Annotated in this window: 15 protein-coding genes and 4 pseudogenes; 7 read left to right on the forward strand and 12 right to left on the reverse strand. The window is 65.7% G+C overall.

Features of this window, described 5'->3' with window-relative positions; translation table 11 throughout:
- Positions 1 to 205 precede the first annotated feature (205 nt).
- Positions 206 to 1,660 (forward strand): acetamidase/formamidase family protein, encoded by a 1,455-nt coding sequence (locus ALC15_RS31930; RefSeq protein WP_050630723.1) that lies wholly within the window; start codon positions 206 to 208, stop codon positions 1,658 to 1,660.
- Between the two features lie 43 nt (positions 1,661 to 1,703).
- Here ALC15_RS31930 and ALC15_RS31935 read toward each other — a convergent pair.
- Positions 1,704 to 3,394 (reverse strand): annotated as a pseudogene (locus ALC15_RS31935) (putative bifunctional diguanylate cyclase/phosphodiesterase).
- A gap of 218 nt (positions 3,395 to 3,612) precedes the next feature.
- On the opposite strand from ALC15_RS31935, the gene ALC15_RS31940 reads away from it, so the two are divergent.
- On the forward strand, positions 3,613 to 3,897 hold the full coding sequence (locus ALC15_RS31940; protein WP_050630724.1) for a hypothetical protein: 285 nt from the start codon (positions 3,613 to 3,615) through the stop codon (positions 3,895 to 3,897).
- Positions 3,898 to 3,912: 15 nt separating this feature from the next.
- On the opposite strand, the gene ALC15_RS31945 is transcribed toward ALC15_RS31940, so the two are convergent.
- The 4 genes and pseudogenes from ALC15_RS31945 to mtgA form a co-directional block, all read right to left on the reverse strand.
- Positions 3,913 to 4,383 (reverse strand): YybH family protein, encoded by a 471-nt coding sequence (locus ALC15_RS31945; protein WP_050630725.1) that lies wholly within the window; start codon positions 4,381 to 4,383, stop codon positions 3,913 to 3,915.
- Between the two features lie 19 nt (positions 4,384 to 4,402).
- Positions 4,403 to 5,040 (reverse strand): annotated as a pseudogene (locus tag ALC15_RS31950) (hypothetical protein).
- A gap of 193 nt (positions 5,041 to 5,233) precedes the next feature.
- On the reverse strand, positions 5,234 to 5,419 hold the full coding sequence (rpmF, locus tag ALC15_RS31955) for a 50S ribosomal protein L32 (protein WP_021077536.1): 186 nt from the start codon (positions 5,417 to 5,419) through the stop codon (positions 5,234 to 5,236).
- A gap of 158 nt (positions 5,420 to 5,577) precedes the next feature.
- Positions 5,578 to 6,249, reverse strand: a complete 672-nt coding sequence (gene mtgA / locus ALC15_RS31960) for a monofunctional biosynthetic peptidoglycan transglycosylase (RefSeq protein WP_050630726.1) — start codon at positions 6,247 to 6,249, stop codon at positions 5,578 to 5,580.
- Positions 6,250 to 6,449: 200 nt separating this feature from the next.
- Between mtgA and ALC15_RS31965 the strand changes: the two genes are divergently transcribed.
- Both ALC15_RS31965 and ALC15_RS31970 read left to right on the forward strand, forming a co-directional pair.
- Positions 6,450 to 7,370, forward strand: coding sequence for a polyprenyl synthetase family protein (locus ALC15_RS31965; protein ID WP_050630738.1), 921 nt, complete (start codon positions 6,450 to 6,452; stop codon positions 7,368 to 7,370).
- 16 nt (positions 7,371 to 7,386) lie between these two features.
- On the forward strand, positions 7,387 to 8,067 hold the full coding sequence (locus ALC15_RS31970; RefSeq protein ID WP_050630727.1) for a DUF1345 domain-containing protein: 681 nt from the start codon (positions 7,387 to 7,389) through the stop codon (positions 8,065 to 8,067).
- 186 nt (positions 8,068 to 8,253) lie between these two features.
- Here the strand turns inward: ALC15_RS31970 and ALC15_RS31975 are convergent, their stop codons facing one another.
- Complete coding sequence (locus ALC15_RS31975) at positions 8,254 to 10,149, reverse strand: caspase family protein (protein ID WP_050630739.1); 1,896 nt, start codon at positions 10,147 to 10,149, stop codon at positions 8,254 to 8,256.
- Between the two features lie 204 nt (positions 10,150 to 10,353).
- On the opposite strand from ALC15_RS31975, the gene ALC15_RS31980 reads away from it, so the two are divergent.
- Positions 10,354 to 10,782: a hypothetical protein gene (locus ALC15_RS31980; protein ID WP_244486343.1), complete on the forward strand. Its 429-nt coding sequence runs from the start codon at positions 10,354 to 10,356 to the stop codon at positions 10,780 to 10,782.
- Positions 10,783 to 10,802: 20 nt separating this feature from the next.
- Here the strand turns inward: ALC15_RS31980 and ALC15_RS31985 are convergent, their stop codons facing one another.
- On the reverse strand, positions 10,803 to 11,285 hold the full coding sequence (locus ALC15_RS31985) for a GFA family protein (RefSeq protein WP_050630728.1): 483 nt from the start codon (positions 11,283 to 11,285) through the stop codon (positions 10,803 to 10,805).
- Between the two features lie 167 nt (positions 11,286 to 11,452).
- On the opposite strand from ALC15_RS31985, the gene ALC15_RS31990 reads away from it, so the two are divergent.
- Together ALC15_RS31990 and ALC15_RS31995 are read left to right on the forward strand one after the other, a co-directional pair.
- Positions 11,453 to 11,827, forward strand: a complete 375-nt coding sequence (locus tag ALC15_RS31990) for a nuclear transport factor 2 family protein (protein ID WP_021077543.1) — start codon at positions 11,453 to 11,455, stop codon at positions 11,825 to 11,827.
- 232 nt (positions 11,828 to 12,059) lie between these two features.
- A pseudogene (locus ALC15_RS31995) lies at positions 12,060 to 13,666 on the forward strand (Na+/H+ antiporter).
- A gap of 145 nt (positions 13,667 to 13,811) precedes the next feature.
- Here ALC15_RS31995 and ALC15_RS32000 read toward each other — a convergent pair.
- From ALC15_RS32000 to ALC15_RS44290, 5 genes and pseudogenes are all read right to left on the reverse strand, one after another.
- Positions 13,812 to 15,152 carry a Rieske 2Fe-2S domain-containing protein gene (locus ALC15_RS32000; protein WP_050630729.1) on the reverse strand — a complete coding sequence of 447 codons (1,341 nt, stop codon included), beginning with the start codon at positions 15,150 to 15,152 and terminating at the stop codon, positions 13,812 to 13,814.
- 179 nt (positions 15,153 to 15,331) lie between these two features.
- Positions 15,332 to 15,931 carry a DsrE family protein gene (locus ALC15_RS32005; protein ID WP_050630730.1) on the reverse strand — a complete coding sequence of 200 codons (600 nt, stop codon included), beginning with the start codon at positions 15,929 to 15,931 and terminating at the stop codon, positions 15,332 to 15,334.
- A 39-nt stretch (positions 15,932 to 15,970) separates the two neighbouring features.
- Entirely contained in the window at positions 15,971 to 16,579 is a 609-nt protein-coding gene (locus ALC15_RS32010) for a hypothetical protein (protein ID WP_244486344.1), read from the reverse strand.
- Positions 16,580 to 16,602: 23 nt separating this feature from the next.
- Positions 16,603 to 17,646: a TAXI family TRAP transporter solute-binding subunit gene (locus ALC15_RS32015; protein WP_094194232.1), complete on the reverse strand. Its 1,044-nt coding sequence runs from the start codon at positions 17,644 to 17,646 to the stop codon at positions 16,603 to 16,605.
- Positions 17,647 to 17,704: 58 nt separating this feature from the next.
- A pseudogene (locus tag ALC15_RS44290) lies at positions 17,705 to 18,745 on the reverse strand (hypothetical protein); the annotation flags it as partial.

The raw sequence follows: 18,745 nt of genomic DNA on the forward strand, positions 1-18,745 counted from the left end.
ATCGATTGCGCCCAAATTCTTGACCGTGGCGGCCATGTCGCGATGCGATGGCAGCGGCCGCAGATGCCTTGCACGCCTTTGCGCAGGCTTTCGCGCCGCGAAGACGACAAGCCCGCCTGCAAATTATTGGGCGCGCCCGGTCATGTCGGAGCGGCGCGGCACAATGCAGTCTCACGCGCACTTTCGACCCAAGGAGGAGCTCAGGATGTGCGCAGGTGACGACAAGAACTGCCCGGACTTCGAAATGCATCATCGCCAGTTCAAGGAGACGCTCGACCGGGAACGCCGCTCGTTCCTGCGCTCGAGCTTCGCGGCGGCAGGCGGCGCCGCGGCGATGACCGCCGGCGGCATCTCGCTGGTGACGCCGAAGATGGCGGCGGCCGCCGAGAAGCATCAGCCGGCGCAACGCGCCTATCACCATTTGCCGGCCAATGCCGACACCGTGCATTGGGGCTATTTCAGCAAGTCGCTGAAGCCGCGCGTCGAGATCAATTCCGGCGACTTCATCACGATCGAGGCGCTGACGCACCACGCCAATGACGATGCCGAGCGCATGGTGAAGGGCGATCCCGGGGTCGAGAGCGTTTATCTCTGGACCAAGGAGAAGAAGGGCGTGAACCGGCGCGGTGCCGGCCCGATGGATGCCTCGCTGTTCGGACGCGGTGCGGGCGAAGGCCTCGGCGTGCATATCTGCACCGGGCCGGTGTTCGTGCGCGGCGCGGAGGAAGGCGACGTGCTCGAGTTGCGCATCATCGACGTGGCGCCGCGGCCCTCCGCCAACCCGAAATATTCCGGCAAGGCCTTCGGCAGCAACGCTGCGGCATCGTGGGGCTTCCACTACAAGGACCTGCTCACCGAGCCGAAGCCGCGCGAGGTCGTCACCATCTACGAGGTCGACGCCACCGGCGAGCGCAACTGGGCGCGCGCAGTCTACAACTTCACCTGGACACCGCAGACCGATCCGTTCGGCGTGGTGCACAAGACCATCGATTACCCCGGCGTGCCGGTCGATCACTCGACGGTCAAGGAGAACCACGGCATCCTGAAGAACGTGCGCATCCCGGTGCGTCCACATTTCGGCGTGATCGGGCTCGCGCCCAAGGAGGCCGAGTTCGTCGATTCGATCCCGCCGAGCTACACCGGCGGCAACATCGACAATTGGCGTATCGGCAAGGGCGCCACGATGTATTACCCGGTGGCGGTCGAGGGCGGACTGCTCTCGGTCGGCGATTCCCACGCCTCGCAGGGCGATTCCGAACTGTGCGGCACGGCGATCGAATGCTCGCTCAACGGCACCTTCCAGATCATCCTGCACAAGAAGGCCGATCTTGCCGGCACCGCGCTGGAAGCGCTCGACTATCCGATGCTGGAGACCCAGGACGAATGGCTGGTGCACGGCTTCAGCTACGCCAACTATCTCAGCGAGCTCGGCTCCAGCGCGCAGACCGAGATCTACAAGAAGTCGTCGGTCGACCTCGCTCTGCGCGACGCATTCCGCAAGATGCGCAAATTCCTGATGACGACGAAGAAGCTGACCGAGGACGAGGCGATCTCGCTGATCTCGCTCGGCGTCGATTTCGGCGTCACCCAGGTGGTCGACGGCAATTGGGGCGTCCACGCGGTGATCCGCAAGGACATCTTCGCCGGCGGCGACAGCTGATGACGTGAAATCTGGAGCGCGGTGATCAGCCGATCATCGCGCTTCAGCCCGCGACGGGGACTGTCTTCTCCGCCGGCACGTTCCACGGCCGGTCCGGCGAGGCGAGGCCGATCAGGCGGCCCTGGATGAAGTCGCAGCCCCATTCGCGCAGCATCACGGCGGCTTCCTCGTCCTGCACCCATTCGGCGACCGTCTTGATCTCAAGCCGGCGCGCGAGATCGATCAGCGTCTGCACGAAGGCGCGGTCGTCGGCCGAACGCACGATGTTCTGCACGAAGGCGCCGTCGATCTTGACGATGTCGACGCCGAGCTTGCGCAGGTTGCGGAACGAGGTGTAGCCGGCGCCGAAATCGTCGATCGCGATCCGGCTGCCGAAATTCTTCAGGCGGGTAACGAAGCCGCGGACGTCGTCGATGTCCTGGATCGCGACGGTCTCGGTGATCTCGACGATCAGCCGCTCGCCGACGCCGGGATGCGCGCGCATCAAGGATTCGATGGTGGCCCACCAGTCCGGATCCATCGTGGTGTCCGGCGAGATGTTGAGGCTGAGCTGCACGCCGGGCGCGGAAGCGAGCTCGGCGATCGCGAGCTCCAGCACGCGATGATCGACCAGCCGGATCAGGCCGAGCCGCTCGGCGACCGGCACGATGTCGGGCGCGAGCAGCGCGCGGCCGTCGTCCTGCTCCATGCGGACCAGGCACTCGTAAAATGACGGCTGCCGCGAGCGCGCATCGACCACCGGCTCGAAGCCGATTACGATGCGGCGCTCGTTCAGCGCGGTGACGATCTCGTCGGTGACGCGGATGTTGACCCGGCGCTGCGCGTCGCGCTCGACATTCGGCTTCCACAGCGCGAACGAACCGGCGCGGCGGCTCTTGGCGGCATCCAGGGTCTCCTGGGCGCGATTGACCGCCTCTTCCGCCGACTTGGCATGGCGCGGGATGGTGACGGCGCCGATCGATGCCGTCACCGACACCGGGCCGGACTTGGTCGGCACCACCTCGTCGCGCACCGCGGCGAGGAAGCGCTCGGCCGCGACATTGGTGTCGTCGACGGTGCAGTTGCGCAGGATCAGGCCGAACTTGTTGCCGGAGAAGCGGCCGAGCATGTCGCCGCTGCGCAACCGGGCGCGAATCCGCTTCGCCACCTCGGCGATGACGGCGTCGGCGACGTCGAAGCCGAAGGCATCGTTGACGCGCGCAAGATGATCGATGCCGATCAGCATGAAGGCACAGGCGGTGCGGAAGCGCGCGCACTCCTCGATGCTCTCGGCGAGCGAGGCGATCAGATGGGTGCGGTTGAGCTCGCCCGTCAGCGGATCGTGCCGCGACAGTTTCAGCAGCTGCTCGTCGCGGGCGTGGCGTTCATTGTTGACGCGGACGATGCCCTCTACGCGCGCCGGCCTGCCGTCGGGGCCGGCAAACCAGCAGCCGGTCTCCTCGATCCAGATCACCGGCGCGAGGTGACGGCCCGTACGCCATATTCGATCCGGTAAGGCACCGGCTCCTCGCCCCGCGCCGGTCCGGCCTGGCCGAGCGCGTCCACGCGAATGCTGCGCGACGGCTCGATCAGCCTGGCGAGCTCGGCGCCGCTGGCAAGCGCCGCGACCGGGATGTCCGGGAACACCGTTGCCACATTGTCGCTCCAGGCCATCGCGTCGCTCGCCAGGTCCCAAGCGAAGGTCGCTTGGCCGAGCGAGGCGAGGATGCTGGCAGCTGGCGGGACAGGGGGCATCGAACGTGTCTCGATTTGGGACGCACCCGGTGATTCTGTACGCTCTCAAGATAGTGGTTCCGGCGAATCCAACGCTAGGAGAAGTTGATAAATAATCTGGAAACCACGTTTTCGACTGCCGCGGAACGAACTGGGGATGGCGGGCAAGACCCTTGCCATGAGGGTGTTGCTGAGGGACGCAACGTCCCAAACTATGACGCTCCAACGGGTCGCAGGCGATGTTCAATATCGATCAGTCAGAGGTCCTCGACGGCGAGTTCACCGACACTGCCGCCGTGACCAGTACGGCGCTGGTGCCGCTGGCCGTGGCCACCCATTGGGCGCCCAAGATCCCGCTGCCGCACGGGGACCCTTCATTTCTGGCTCACCTGATCGCAACCGCCGCGCACGAACCGCAGACGCGCGGGCTGCGGCGTGGGTCACTGGCCGATGCGCAGACCGCCTACGGCCCGCATATCGACGAACGCCGCAGCGTGACGCGGCGCACCCGGCAGATCATCTAGCAATTCATCGCGCGATCAGTGGGCCTTAACCGGCCGGCTGCCGTGGCTGTCCTGCGGCACGCCGCGGCGCAGCGACATGTGGGAATGGACGCCGAGCCAGCGCCCGTCGGCCTGACGCGCCAGAATAATCGTCGCCCGCCCCGGCCGGTCGAAGCGGCTGCCGTCCGCGTTGAAGCCGGTGCTGGTCCACGGCGTGATCACCGTGGCCATGCCGCCATCGCCGCTGATCAGCACCTCCGTGTGCGCGAGATCGAAGGCGAAATCCGCGGTGCGGGGCCAGACGTTATCCCACTGCATCTCGGTCCAGCGCGTGCGGCCGTGGATCAGTTCCTGATAGGTGCCGAACGAGATGATGTCGGAATGCCAGAACGGACGGGCGGCAGCATAGTCGACCGCCCTGACGCAGGCGGCGAACCGTTCGAGCCAATCGAAGATCGATTGCGTCGTCGTCTGATCGGCGATCGGAAGGGGCGCTTGTTCGCTCATGAGCTGCCCCGAAAACGCTCTAGCGCTGCGGCGCGTCCGACGGCGGCTGGCCACCCGGCTGCAAATCCGGCGAGGTGACGGTGGGCTTTGGCGCGGACTGATCGAGCAGCACGGATTCGGCAACCGACGTTGCCGAAGGAACGGGCGCGGCAGGCGGCGGCGCAGCGGGCGCCGGTGCTGCGACAGGCGCGGGCTCGACACGCGGCGCGGGCTGCGCGACAGGCGCAGGCTGCGGGGCCTCGGGTTGCGATTTGCTGACACTCGGTGCCGGCGCCGCAGCTGCGACCACCGCACGGCGGCGGGTACGCAGCGCAATGCCGGAAATGAAATCGACCAGCGCCAGCAGCGTCAGCAGGCAATAGGTCGAGTTGCCGAATTTCGGCCAGAGCACGAATTCAGCGGCCGCCGCGCCGAACACGATCAGCGACAGCAGATGGTCGGTGAGATATTTCGCGCCGGGGCGCGCGCCTTGATGACCTCGAGCAGCAACAGCAGCACGCCGGCGGCAAGCAGCATGTCACTGAGGGTGATCTGCCACTGCTCGCCCGACAGCAATGTCAGCCTGATCAGCGGGTCCGTGAAGGACACGCCGGGCATCAGGAAGGCGATGATGTTGTAGACCGCGAGCGGAACGAGCAGCAGCGGAAAACCGACCATCGGGGCTTGCGCCTTATTCAGGGAGAACCAGCAATGCGGCGATGCTCATCGGCTTCGCCGCGGACGCGCCCGTCTTGACCGCACTCGTTGGCCGAATTCGGGCGCAGCGCCGCTTTGGTAAGAACATGAACCGATCGGAAAACGCTAGACGCATTTCCGGATCATGCTCCGCGGCGCGGCAGCCGAAGTCCGATCAGGACTCTTTCTTGGCCTTCAGGACCTGGCGGCCCTTGTACATGCCGGTCTTCAGGTCGAGGTGGTGCGGACGGCGCAGTTCGCCGGAGTCCTTGTCCTCGACATAGGTCGGGGTCTTGATCGCATCGGCCGAACGGCGCATGCCACGGCGCGACGGCGAGGTTTTTCTTCTGGGAACGGCCATGACGGTGTCCTCTAGGGTGTTGCGGAGGCATCGTCCGAAATACGGACGTGGCTCAGCGCTTCGAAGCGCAAGCTGCGATGCCGGTAAGGCCGCGCTTATAGAGGAAGGCACTCGGTAAAGCTAGGGCTCGAGACAGCAAAATGCGCCCGAAATCGCGCTCAATCGCCGCGATTGTCGCGCCAGCACCGCGTCACGGTATTGGCCCGGGCCATGTAGGTTCCGGACAGCCTGCGCACCCCCGGACCCGGGTTCCGGGCGCTCCTTTTCACCGGATTCGGCAGAATCGCCGCCAAAAGCGCGGCTTCCCGGGGCGATAGCGCCGCGGCGGACCGGCCAAAGGCATATTGGGCGCCGGCTTCGGCGCCGAATTGCCCGGATGGGCCCATTTCCGCGATGTTGAGGTAGATTTCCAGGATTCGCTGCTTCGGCAGCACGAAGTCGATCCAGAGCGCCAGCGGCAGTTCCAGCCCCTTGCGGATCACGCTGCGGCCGGACCACAGGAACAGGTTCTTGGCCACCTGCTGGGTGATGGTCGAGCCGCCGCGGGTCGGCTCGCCGTCCTCGGCATCGTCGAGCGCCTCGCGCAGCGCCCCCCAATCGACGCCCCGGTGCTTGCAGAAATGGGCGTCCTCCGAGCCGACCACGGAGCGGGGCAGATAGGGCGACATCGCGGCGAAATCGATCCAATGCCGCGTGACCGGGGCCCCACGCAGGGTCCGCCACGCCATCAAGGCCGAAACTGGCTGACCGGTGCGGTAGAACGGCGTCACCAGATAGGGCAGCAACAGCACCGCCAGCAAAACCAGCAATAAAATTCGGACAATGCGCAAAACGAGGGTTCCCGGGGAGGACCTCTTCAGCAAGGATTTGGCACCCGTCCGCCAGGACACGGCCGGCACCGTCAGACGTCTGTCGGATAATTCACGGTTTTTCCAGCACTTTTAAGGCGCGAATCCGTCGCAGGGTGGAATTGACGAAGCCGATCTCATCAACGATTGTCCGGCCGAAAATCGATCTGGAGCAATTCTTAATGACGACCGGTACTGCAGAGTTTTCCAAGCGGCTGGACCAGACCGCGGAGGATACCGAAGCCCTGCTCGCCAAGCTGCTGTCCGACGCGACCGAGAGCGACGAAATCGTGCGCCCGAAGCGGCTGATCGAGGCGATGCGCTATTCGAGCCTCGGCGGCGGCAAGCGGCTGCGGCCGTTCCTCGCGGTCGAGAGCGCCGCGGTGTTCGGCATTCCGCGCGAATCCGCGCTGCTGGTCGGCGCCGCGCTGGAATGCATCCACTGCTACTCGCTGATCCATGACGATCTGCCGGCGATGGACAATTCCGATCTGCGCCGCGGCCGCCCCACCCTGCACAAGGCCTATGACGACGCCACCGCGATCCTCGCCGGCGACGCGCTGCTGACGATCGCCTTCGACATCATCACCCGCGATGCGATCCACAGGGATGCCCAGGTCCGCCTGCTCCTGACCCGCGCGCTGGCGCGCGCCTCCGGCGTCGGCGGCATGGCCGGCGGCCAGATTCTCGACCTTGCCGGCGAAGGCCGCTTCGGCGACCGCGAGCCGGTCGACGTCGCGCGGCTGCAGCAGATGAAGACCGGCGCGCTGCTCCGCTTCGGCTGCATCGCCGGCGCGATCCTCGGCCAGGCTTCGCAGAAGGAATACCAGGCGCTCGACGATTACGGCAAAGCGCTCGGCGAGGCCTTCCAGATCGCCGACGATCTGCTCGACGTCGAGGGCGACGCTGCCGCACTCGGCAAGCCGGCCGGCGCGGACGCCGCGCTCGGCAAGACCACCTTCGTCACCCAGCTCGGCATCGACGGCGCCAAGCAGCGCGTGCGCGACCTGCTGGCGCGGGCCGATGCCGCATTGTCGGTGTTCGGCGACCGCGGCGACGTGCTGCGCGCAGCCGCCCGCTTCGTCGCCGAGCGCAAGAACTAGCTGGAAATCGCCCGAAATGAACAAGGAGTTCGACGACCGCCTTGTTCGTTTCCGCAAGCTGCCGATGCCGGTCCGCGTCGTGGTGGGCCGGCCGCGCACCTTCACTTCGATCGTGGTCGGCATCATCGTCGCGCTGTTGATGCCCGGCTCGCTACGCCTCGTCACGCGCCTGCTTGCCGGCTGGGACGCTTTTGCCGCGCTCTATCTCGTGCTCGCCTACGTGATGATGCTGCGCTGTGGCGTCGCCCACATCAAGCGCAGCGCCATATTGCAGGACGACGGCCGTTTCCTGATCCTGCTGGTGACCGCATTCGGCGCGCTGGCGAGCCTACTGGCCATCGTGTTCGAGCTCGGCGCATCCGAGGGCAGCCCGACCGGACTGGCGGTGGCCATCGTCACCATCACGCTGTCATGGACGATGGTCCACACCGCATTCGCGCTGCACTACGCCCACGAGTTCTATCGCGGCAAGGCACCCGGCGGATTGCAGTTTCCGAGCGGCGATGAGCATACCGACGCCGACTACTGGGACTTCGTCTATTTCTCATTCGTGATCGGCATGACCGCGCAGGTCTCCGATGTCGGCATCACCGACAAGATCATCCGCCGCACCGCGACCGTGCACGGCATCATCTCGTTCGTGTTCAACACCGCGCTGCTGGCGCTCATGGTGAACATCGCGGCGAGCTTGATCTAGTCCAGGGGTAAACTCGCTGCGCCTCTCCCGCTTGCAGGGGAGGTCGGATCGCATCGAAGATGCGATCCGGGTGGGGGCTCTCTCCAGGATGCGATTCGTGGAGAGAGCCCCCACCCCAGCCCTCCCCCCGCAAGCGGGAGAGGGAGCAAACCTCCTTCGCGGCAAGTGTGATCTCGCTACCCGGCGCTAATTGCAGACCTCGACGTTGCCGACGTTGCCGCCAGGGCCGCCGCCGCCGCGGTACTCCAGATGGCAGCCGCGCCTGACCGGGCGGCACAGATAGGCATCGCACATGATCTGACCGCTGCCGCCGCCTTCCGCCCTTGCACGGCCCTGCGGGCGCGGAATCTCCGCGGACGGCACCTGCGGCTCGCGCTGCGGATGGAAGGCACGTTCGCGCTCGCGTCGCGACGGACGCTCATCGCTGTCGCGCTTGGCAACCGGCTTCCGCTCGCGCCGCTTCTCGCACTCATTGTCGTCGTTGAGGAAAGAGCCCTCGGCGCAGACGATCCTGGTGCAGCGATCGCCGTCGGCCTTGTAGCCGTGCTCGCAGGCCAGCGGACAGACGCGGGACTGCTTCAGCTTGACGGCATCGAGCGTGTCGACGCTGGCGGCCTTGATGTCGAGCTTGGTGCCGGCATAGCGGTTGAACAGCGTCAGCGAGCGCTGCGACGCCGCGTTCCAGTCGCCATCGACGGCGCCGGTCAGGCAGCCGACGCGGCGCAATTCGGTCTGCACCGATTTGACCACGTCGGCCTCGGGCGAACCGGTCGCCAGAGCCGCCACAGTCGTGCTCTTCTCGGGGGGAGCCGGCGGGGCTGGCGGAGTGGCCGCAGCCTGCGTTGCCGGCTGATCGGGAACCGCCTTGTTCGCCGCGGTGCGATCGGCGAGCGCGGCATCCGCCTGACGCTTCTGCTCGGCAGCGGTGGCCTGATCCTGCGCGACCTGCTTGGCCCGTTCGGCGGCAAGACGCGCCGCTTCGGCGGCCTTCGCGTCGGCCTCGGCCTTCGCCTGCTGCGCCTTCTGCGCGCCCTCAGCGGCGAGCCGTGCACGCTCCTGCTCGGCCAGACGCGCCTTCTCGGTGGCGGCGACGCGCGCGTCCTCGGCCGCGAACTTCTCGAGCTGCAACCTGGCAAGGTTGGCGTAGTAGCCATTCGGATATTGGGCGAGGAAAGCGTTCATCGCGCTTCTGTTGCCGATCTGCAGCGCCAGCTCGTAGTCGCGGCGGGCCTCCGACTGCGGCGTCGCTGCCGGCGCGGCGGGCGGGGCAGCGGCAGCAGCGGCGGGCGCCTGCTTGGCCGGTGCCGGCACCAGCGGCACGTCCTCGCCGCCGAGCGAGCCATAGACGAACGGCTCCTGGCGGTTGTTGGTGGTCTTCAGCACCTCGTCGCGGACATAGCCGAAGGCGCGGCGGACATCGAGGCCGGGGGTCGGCAGGAACTTCGACAGCGCGATCGTGAACGGGCTGTTCTTGCCGTCGCCGTCGGCCGCCGTAGACCCGGCCTTCGCCGAATAGGCGATCAGCACGTTCGGACTGGTCGGCTCGACCTTGGCGAGGCCCTGCCCGATCGCCCGGGTCGCCAGCGTCCGCTTCATGGTCTTGGCGAACGGGTTGTCGCGGCAGGCATCGAGGATCACCAGCCGCAGCTTCCGCGCCGGCTCGATCGCGACCAGGATGCGGTCGAGCGAAAACGCCTCGTCATAGACGTCGGTGTCGCGCTCCAGCCGGGCATCGACCGGGATCAGGTAGTTGGCACCGTCCACCTCGATGCCGTGGCCCGCGTAGTAGACCAGCGCGATATCGGCATCGCGGGCGAGGTCGGCGAATTCGCGCAGCGCGCGGCGGGTCTCGACCGCCGGCAGGTCCTTGCGGAAGTCGACCACGTCGAAGCCGGCATTCTTCAGCGTCGCGGCTATCACCGAGGCATCGTTGACCGGGTTGGCCAGCGGCACGGTGTTCCGATACGCCGAGTTGCCAAGCACCAGGGCCACGCGCTTCTCGGCGAAGGCCGGCTGGCAGATGATCAGCAGAAAAGCCGCGACGGCGAGCAGCAATCGATTCAAGTTCAAAGACCCGTTCATGGCGACACTCTGGCCGTTTTTCAGCATGCAGGTCCATCTACCAGAATCAAGCGCGGCACTTTGTGAGGCGCCTCACGATCCGCGCCGGCGTGGACCATGCCATCCTGACGGTTAGTCGACGAAACGGACCGCCGGTTCGGATTTGGCCGGGCACGGGATTTCGTGCACGATCCGGGCAACGAGAACAAGGATACGGAGGACCTGATGCAGGGCACAAGCGCGGCGGTTCCATCCGCCAGGGCCGGCATGGTCGGCGCCAGGTTCGGCGTCATGGCCCGAAACCTCCTCGCCGTCGCGCTGCTGGCCGGCTGCGCCGCGGGCTGCGGCCTGGTCGATGCCGTGTTCGATGGCTTCAAGCACGCCAAGGCCGTCGAGAACGATCTTGTTGCGATGGTCGGGGTCAAGCCGACGGTCGGGTTCAACTGGCACAATGGCCGGCTCACGTCGGTCACCGTCACCTTCCCCAGCCTGCTGCACGACAAGCCGTTGCAGGAACTTGCCGACGCTGCGCGCACCGCGGTCGGCAAGGAGTTCAAGCAGCGCGCCGACGACGTCGTGCTCGCCTTCTCGCTGGGGCCGTCCGAGACGTCCGCGGCACAAGCGGACCAGACACAGGGCAAGAACTTGCCTTGAGCGGATTTATTCCCTGCCTTTTATTCCCCGCCTTGCGTCACGTGCTCCTGATATTGCGGCAGGTCGTCCAGTATCGCGTACCACGGCGCCTTGGAGCCGACGAAGATATGCGCGGTCGGCCGGATCGAGGGCGCATCGCGCAGCGTACCCATCGTGACATGGACATAAGCGCCGTTACGGACCTGCGAATAGAGCAGCGACCCGCAGCGGCCGCAATGCGCGTCGTGGGTGATCTCATCGCCGTAGATCAGCAGACCGTCGGCGCCGCGCGTGACGGCAAACTTTTCGCGCACAATCCCCGCGAACGGCTTGAACGCCGAGCCCGTGGTGCGCCGGCAGTTCGAGCAGTGACAATTCAGCGCATAGGCAAACGCGTCGACCACCTCGTAGCGCACGTCGCGGCAGAAGCATTCGCCGGTCAGGATGGTTTCATTCGAATTTGCGTTCGAATTTGCAGATGTGGTCACAACTTGCTCCTCACGCAGAATTTTGCCGCCGGCCATGGCGCGATGCGGCGGTTCGCGGCTAAATTCTAGAGCCCTTTCCAATCCGATTGAATCGGAACGGGGCTCGCGATTCTCGTTCGACGCGCTTTCCTCACGCGAAGCGGTCCCCGCTTCGCCCGAAAACGCGCCCTAGTAGACCAAAACCCTGCCGGGAGGACCAACCCATGAGCCAAGATCGATCCACCGTCGAGAACGTCGTCCAAACCTATTTCGACGGCCTCTATGAGAGCAATGCCGACAAGCTCGCCGAAGCCTTTCATCCGAGCGCCGACCTGCGCTGGGTGGAGAAGGGCGAGCTGAAGGTCCTGACCGTGCCGGACTGGCTCGCCTTGGTGCGCAAGCGCACGTCGGCGAAGGCCGAAGGCAAGCCGCGCGAGGACTTCATCGTCACCATCGACCGCTCCGACGACAACACGGCCTTCATCAAGGTGCGCTGCCAGCTGCCGCCGCGCTATTTCACCGACTACCTTGTCGCCATGAAGCTCGCCGACGGCTGGCAGATCGTCTCGAAGTCGTACCGCTACGACCTCAAGGACTGACCGCCGGTCCACTGCGTCTCCACGACGGCTTTGCGACACGGCCAACATCATGATGCGTTTCCACGGAATCGCGTCATGATCCCATCTCCTTGTTTGAGGATGATCTCGGCGCAAACGCGTTCCGCGTTTGTCGCGGGAAACCGGTTTCCACTTTTCCGGATCATGCCCCTGCGGCCCGGCTCCGGCCGGACCGCATTGACTGGCGCCGGTTTCCGGGCGAATTGAGCCCGTGATGGAAGCCAAGTTTCAGATTTTTCTCACTTTGCTCGGGGTGCTGGCGGGAACCGCGCTGGTGGCGCGGCGGACCGATATCGCGCCGGCGATCCTGCTGCTGCTGGTCGGCATCGTGCTGGCCTTCGTGCCGGGAATGCCGTCGCTGGAACTGCCGCCCGAGCTCGTGCTTCTGGTGGTGCTGCCGCCGCTGATCTATTCGGCCAGCGTCGCGATGAGCTGGCGCGAGTTCAAGGCCAACCTGCGGCCGATCATCCTGCTGTCGGTCGGCTGCGTGATCTTCACCGCCTTCATGGTCGCGCCGCGACCCATTACCTGATCGGCCTGCCCTGGAGCACCGGCTTCCTGCTCGGCGCCATCGTCGCGCCGCCGGACGTGGTCGCGCCGCTGGCGATCGCGCGCAAGCTTGGAATGCCGCGCCGCATCCTGGTGATCCTCGAGGGCGAAGGGCTCGCCAATGACGCCACCGCGCTGATCCTCTATCGCTTTGCGCTGGCCGCCATCACCACCGGGCTGTTCTCGCTGCCGAAGGCGACCGGCACGTTCTTCGTCATCGTCGCCGCCGAGATCGCGTTCGGCACCGCGGTCGGCTGGCTCAGCCTGCGCGCCCGCCGCAGAGCCCGGGATCCGCAGGTCGAGATCACGCTGTCCTTGATCACGCCCTATCTCGCCTACTGGATTCCGGAGCATTTCGGCGGCAGCGGCGTGATCGCAACCGTCGCCTGCGGGCTCTATATGAGCTGGAACGGGCCGCTGCTGATTTCCGCCGCGACGCGCCTGCAGGGCATCTTCTTCTGGGATTTGATCATCTACCTGATCGAGGGGCTGCTGTTCCTCCTGACCGGCTTCCAGATGCGCTCGCTGTACGAGAAGTCGAAGTCGTTTCCGCTGCACGACATCCTGACCGCCACCGTGCTGGTCGCAATCATCGTGATCGTCGCGCGGTTCCTGTGGGTGTTTCCCGGCACCTATCTGCCGCGCTGGATCAGCCGGCGGGTGCGCGAACGCGATCCGCTGCCGTCGTGGCGAGCGGTGTTCGTGGTCGCCTTCACCGGCGTGCGCGGCGCGGTCTCGCTGGCCGCGGCGCTGGCGCTGCCGCTGACGCTGCCGAGCGGCGAGGCCTTCCCGTATCGCGACCTGATCCTGTTCGTCGCCTTCGGCGTGATCTTCGTGACGCTGGTCGGGCTCGGCCTCGGACTGCCGCCGGTGGTGCGCTGGCTCGGCCTCGCCAGGGACGGACGCAGCGAGCACATCGCCGAGCACGAGCAGGAAATCGCGGCGCGGCGCGAGGCGCTGAACGCCGCGCTGAAGTCGCTCGACGCCATCACCGACGACCGCGAACTGTCCGACGAGGTGATCAAGCTGTTGCGGTCGCGCCACGAGATCCGGATCAACCAGCTGCCCGACTCGCTCGACCCCGACAAGCACGACGTCTCCGCCACCGGCACCGCGCTGACGCGGGAGCTGATCTCCTCCGAGCGCAAGTTCATCCACATGCTGCTGCGCGACGGCAAGATCACCGACGAGACCAGGCGCCGCATCGAGCGCGACCTGGATCTGGAGGAAGCGAGCCTTTCGAACCGCGAGTATCGAAGGATGCCGCTGTAGCCTCGCTGTCGTCCCGGACAAGTGCAGCGCGACCCGGGACCGATAACCACCGTTGCCGATTTGGCGAAGGTCGGGGCCACAGCGGTCGCAACAACGTTGCAGCTGTGGTTATGGGTCCCGGCTTTCGCCGGGACGACCGTGGATATTACTCCGCAGCGGCGTTCTGCCCGGGACCGCCGACGAAGCCCGCGGGATCGCCGAACCGTTCGATCATCACAGCGGTGAGATCCTTGGTCTTGCTGGTGACGCAGGCGCCGGAGCGCACGGTATAGCGATCCTGGTGCGCGGCATGCGGCGGCGCCTCGCCCTTTTGCAGCGCGCGGGCCGCCTCCATCACCAGCTTGCGGAAATGCATGATGCCGAGATCGGTCGGGCCGAGATGCTCGCGGGTGCGGTCGGCGATCGGGCCCTGGCTGTCCTGCACCGCGGCGTCCTGCTCGGAGACGCCCTTGATGCCGGTGTAGCTCTTGGTCCGCTGCAGCTTGCGATCGATCAGATAGTCATTCGACTTGTTGCGCAGCGGCACGTAATTCTCGTCGACCACGGCCATCACGCCGTTGCCGTTGGCGTAACCGGCCCGCTCCGCCTCGGTCAGCGGCCGGTCGGGATTCCACGCATAGGTGTAGATCCAGCAATTGGTGTCGGTGACCGGCACGAAGGTCTGGCCGAACATGTTCTCGCCCGGCATCGAGCTCGGCGCATAGGAATGGAACGGCATCAGGAACTGGGCGATGCGCCAGTAGATATTGTCGCTGCCGGTGAGCCGGCCGCCGGCCACCGTGAGCCCCGCCTCATGCGGATTGATCTTGATCACCGGCCGCGGATCCTCGGCGATCCAGCGCATGTGGTCGGTCGCGACCCGCGTCAGCGGGTTCACGAAGTGCTTCTTGATGTCGAGGATCTCGTTCTCCTCCTTCTCGAAGGAGAGATGCGCGAAGGTGAAATGCGCGGTGTCGATCGAGCCTTCCACCGCCTGCACCCAATTGCAGTCCTGCCATTTCTTGGTGACGAAGCGGTGCGAGGCCGGCAGCAGCGCCATCTCCAGCGCCGGCAATTCCGGCATCTGATCGGCCGGGCCCATATAGGCCCAGATCATCTCGCCCCATTCGCGCACCGGATAGGACTTGATGCGGATCAGGTCCTTGGCATTGAGGTCCGGATAGGAGGTCGGCATGTCGACGCAGCGGCCGTCGGTATCGAACTTCCAGCCGTGGTAGACGCAGCGGATGCCGCATTCCTCGTTGCGGCCGAGCCAGAGATTGGCGCCGCGGTGCGGGCAGTATTGATCGATGACGCCGACCACGCCTCTCGAGTCGCGGAAGGCAAGCAGCTCCTCGCCCATCACCACGATCTTCTTCGGGTCGCTGTCCGGCTCCGGCAGTTCTTCCGACAGCAGCACCGGAATCCAGAACCGGCGCAGCAATTCGCCCATTCCCGTTCCTGATCCGGCTTCGGTGAGGAACCTGTTGTCTTCGGCGCGGAGCATGGCGTTTCCCCGGGTTGTTTTTGATTTTCCCCGGAGCTTGGCGTAGCGGATGCGGAACGTCAATGCGATTGGCCGCGCGGCCGGCAGCCCTGCCCCGCGCGCCCATGGATTTACGCCCGCGTTCTGCGCAGCAAGCCGCGTCCGCTGAAAGGGAGTTCAGGGCTGGCCGGCCCTCCCGCTCACGGCTTCACGTAGGCCCACCCCTTTTCCTGCAATTCCATCACGCGCACGACGCCGGACTTCACGACTTCCGCCTGCTTGATGATCGGGATCGACTTGTTCTCGGCCTTCTGCATCTTCTCCTGGGTGTTGCCGCAGGCCTTGAACGACACTTCAGGTGAACTGAGCGCCATTTCCTCGATGCGCGCCTTCACCGGCGAGGTATCCTCGCGCAGCATGTGCAGGCCCGGGCCGAAGGTGACGACTTCGATCTTCACCTTCTCGCCGATGCCCTTGTAATACTCGGCCACGTTCGTTGCGTTGTTGAGCGTGAGATTCATGGCGGCAGGATCATTGCTGTTCACCTGCAGGATCAGGTGATGCTCCTTCCCGTTCGGCACCGCCGGATCGTGCATACGAGCCAATGCGGAGCGCTTGCGAGCATCGGCAGTGGCCCGCGGCGTTTCAGGTTTCCGGGCGCCAGTCGCCGCGTGAGGCGCAGTCTGCGCGGTCGGGCCCCAGCTTTTTCCGTCTTGCTGGGCCACCGCAAATGGCGTGGAAGCCAGCACAGCGAGGCTGGCCACCGCAACGAATTTCGCAACAGATTTAAAATTGCACATCAAGCATCTCCATCTCGAAAAATTGGCAGGCACACACTTTCAATGGCTGGGTCTTGCGACGGCGAGCGGCCATTTGCAGACCCCGGCCATCCTCGCGCGCATCGCGTCCAACCCCGCGAGCGAGAAGGTCGCATCCTGGGCAGCCCCGGCGCCGCGTGAGAGGTGGACGGCAAGCACCGCGTTATCGGGAAGCGATTGCAACAGGCGAACGACATCGCCAGCGACGGCGACACCGGAACCAACCGCCGGCATGGTTGCGGCGACCTGCACCGGTGAACCGCCGTTGATGCGGTAGGAAATCGCATAGCCGTCGCCCCGGCCCGAGATGGCTGGTCCCGAGAAGGACAATTCGGTCCGCCCGCCGCGACACCGGATCGACAGCTTGACGGATGAATCGACCGAGTCGGACGTTGTCGCAGTTGCGATCGGTGAATAGTCCACCGGCGACGTCGTCTCGCTGATCGTCCAACGGTCCGCTTTCGACGCTTCGCGGCGAGCCGGTGCTGCTGCATGCGACAGCTTGTCGAGGCACTCCAGCCGCGCTTCACGTTCGAGCTGAGAACAGGCGCGCAGCTGTGCCATGGGATCTCTCATGGGATCCTCCACCCCCTGCGCGAGGGCAACGCCGTTGACGACGGCGACTGCCACAACAAGCGGGGCGGAAAACCTGGTCATTGCGATGCCCGTGCGGTCGACGACTGCCGATCGAGCCACGCCTGCGCGGCAGGGAAGCGCGCGAGACCGGGCACGGTCGCTCCGAGGTTGATCGATTTCCACTTCGGGTCGAAGCCGGGTCCCTGCAGCTTGTCGATCCGCGAAAACAGATGATCGACGAAGCGTGCAACGCGCTCGAAACGGTTGCTGTTGGCCGGCCAATTGAAGGCGACGAGGGCCGTCGGTACGGCGATCGTCGCCACGTGATCGCCCTGCTTGATCAGATTTGGGTAATCGGCCGCGTCGAGCGCTGCCGGCAGATAATAGTCCTCGAACTTGCTGTCATACGGGACCGGCAGGAACTTGAAGCCCGCTTCAAATCGGCCTTTCACAAATGCATCGACCGGCTTCGAGGTGATGAAGACGACGGCCGCCATGTCGCCCTTGCGCATCTGCTCGAGCGCGATCTGGTGCGGAATGAACGTCTTCTCGATATCGATACCGAGGCGACTGAAGATCAGCGGACCTGAATAGGCTGCGGCCGTACCCTGGCTGTTGAAATTCACCTTCTTGCCGGCGAGGTCGCTCAGACTCTTGATCTCCGGACGAACGAAGATATGCAGTTCGGACGGAAACAGGTTCAGGACGTAGGTGATCCGCCGCTGGATATCCGGCACCTGACTTTTGTATTCCTCGAGCGCGTCGGAATTGATGATCGCAGCGTCGATGCCGCGCAAGTACAGCAGCGAGTTGAGGTTCTCCACGGGTCCCCGCGTCACCACAGGCAGGACGTGCAGATTGTTGCCGTCGTCGACCACGCGGGCCATCTCCGCGGCGAGGCGGATCGGCGCTCCCTCGAGCAGGCCGCCGGCAAGACCCACGGTCCAGGCATTGATCGCCAAGGATTCAGGCCTGGGCTGCGGCGGTTCAGCCTGGATCAGCCGCGCCCTGTGAGGCCGGTCATGTTGCGGCCGCGCATCCGCCGGGGGCGGCTGCAGCGCCGGAAGCAGCGACATCAGGCCCGCAAGCAGCAACGGGCGAATTCCGATCAGATTCTTCATCGAGCAGCTCCTTTGCACGACATCGCATCAGCGCGTTCGTTCTTGCTGGATCGTTTGATCAACGCAGCGCCTCGAACCGCGCCTTTGCCTCCTTGATTCCACCAGCCGCGGCCTTGGCGTAGAGATCGCGCGCCTTGGCCGCATCGCCACGCGTTGCATAGGTTCCCCAGTTCGAGAGGGTCAGCGGATCGTAGGTTTCCGCGAGCGCGAAGCTTGCCTGGGCGCTGCCCGTCTCGGCGACGCGTTCCAGCACGATCCGCGCACCACCGATGTCACCCCGTTCCAGCAGCAAGCGGGCCCGCGCCATCAGCCTCGCCTCTTGCGCCCCGTCGTCGGAAGCGGCCTCGACATTGCCGGCTGGTCGCGGCGCGGCGGCGCGGCCCTCGATTGACCCCACCGCTGCGCCCGCCGGCTCGTCCTGCATGGACTTGCCGGCGTTGCCGGTGGTGGCCACCTGAGACGCGACGGGCGGCACTTTCTCGGCGAGCGCACCGACGTCGCGGCGCGCCGATGCAAGGTCCCGCTCCAATTGCTCGGCCCTGCCGTGTTCCTTCTCCAGCAGACTGCGCTGCTCAGCCACAGCCTGCTCCGCGGCCTGCTGCGCTCCGGCGGCTTGCGCGTTCGCTGCAGCTGCCCGCTCGGCCTGGGCATCGAGTTCGCTGCTCTTTGTTGCAAGATCACGAGCCAGTTGTTCGGCCCGCTGCTGCTCGCGCTGGAGCGATTGTCGCAACTCGGCGATATCGCTCGACTCCGGCTGCTGATGCGGCGCTGCCTCGTCGTTGGCTTTGGCCGCCTGAGCCTCGTAGGCGTAGACTTTGCTGCGCGCTGTCGCGAGATCCTGCGCCATAGCGTCCGCCCGCTCGTGCTCCTTCTGTATCGACTGGCGCTGTTCCGCGGCGTCAGCTTCCGTTGCCAGCCTCAGCTTGGCCAATTCGTCGCTCGCTTTGGCCGTCGCCGCCGATTGCACTTCCGTGTCACGGCGAGCCGCCGCGAGGTCCAGCTCCAACCGCGCCGCACGCTCGTGCTCCTCCGCCAGCGACTTCTGCAGGTCCGCCGCGCCGCTTTGCGAGGCCTTCAGCTGAGCCGCTTCATCGCCGGC

The organism is Bradyrhizobium viridifuturi, from assembly GCF_001238275.1.
In the GTDB taxonomy this organism is placed as follows: domain Bacteria; phylum Pseudomonadota; class Alphaproteobacteria; order Rhizobiales; family Xanthobacteraceae; genus Bradyrhizobium; species Bradyrhizobium viridifuturi.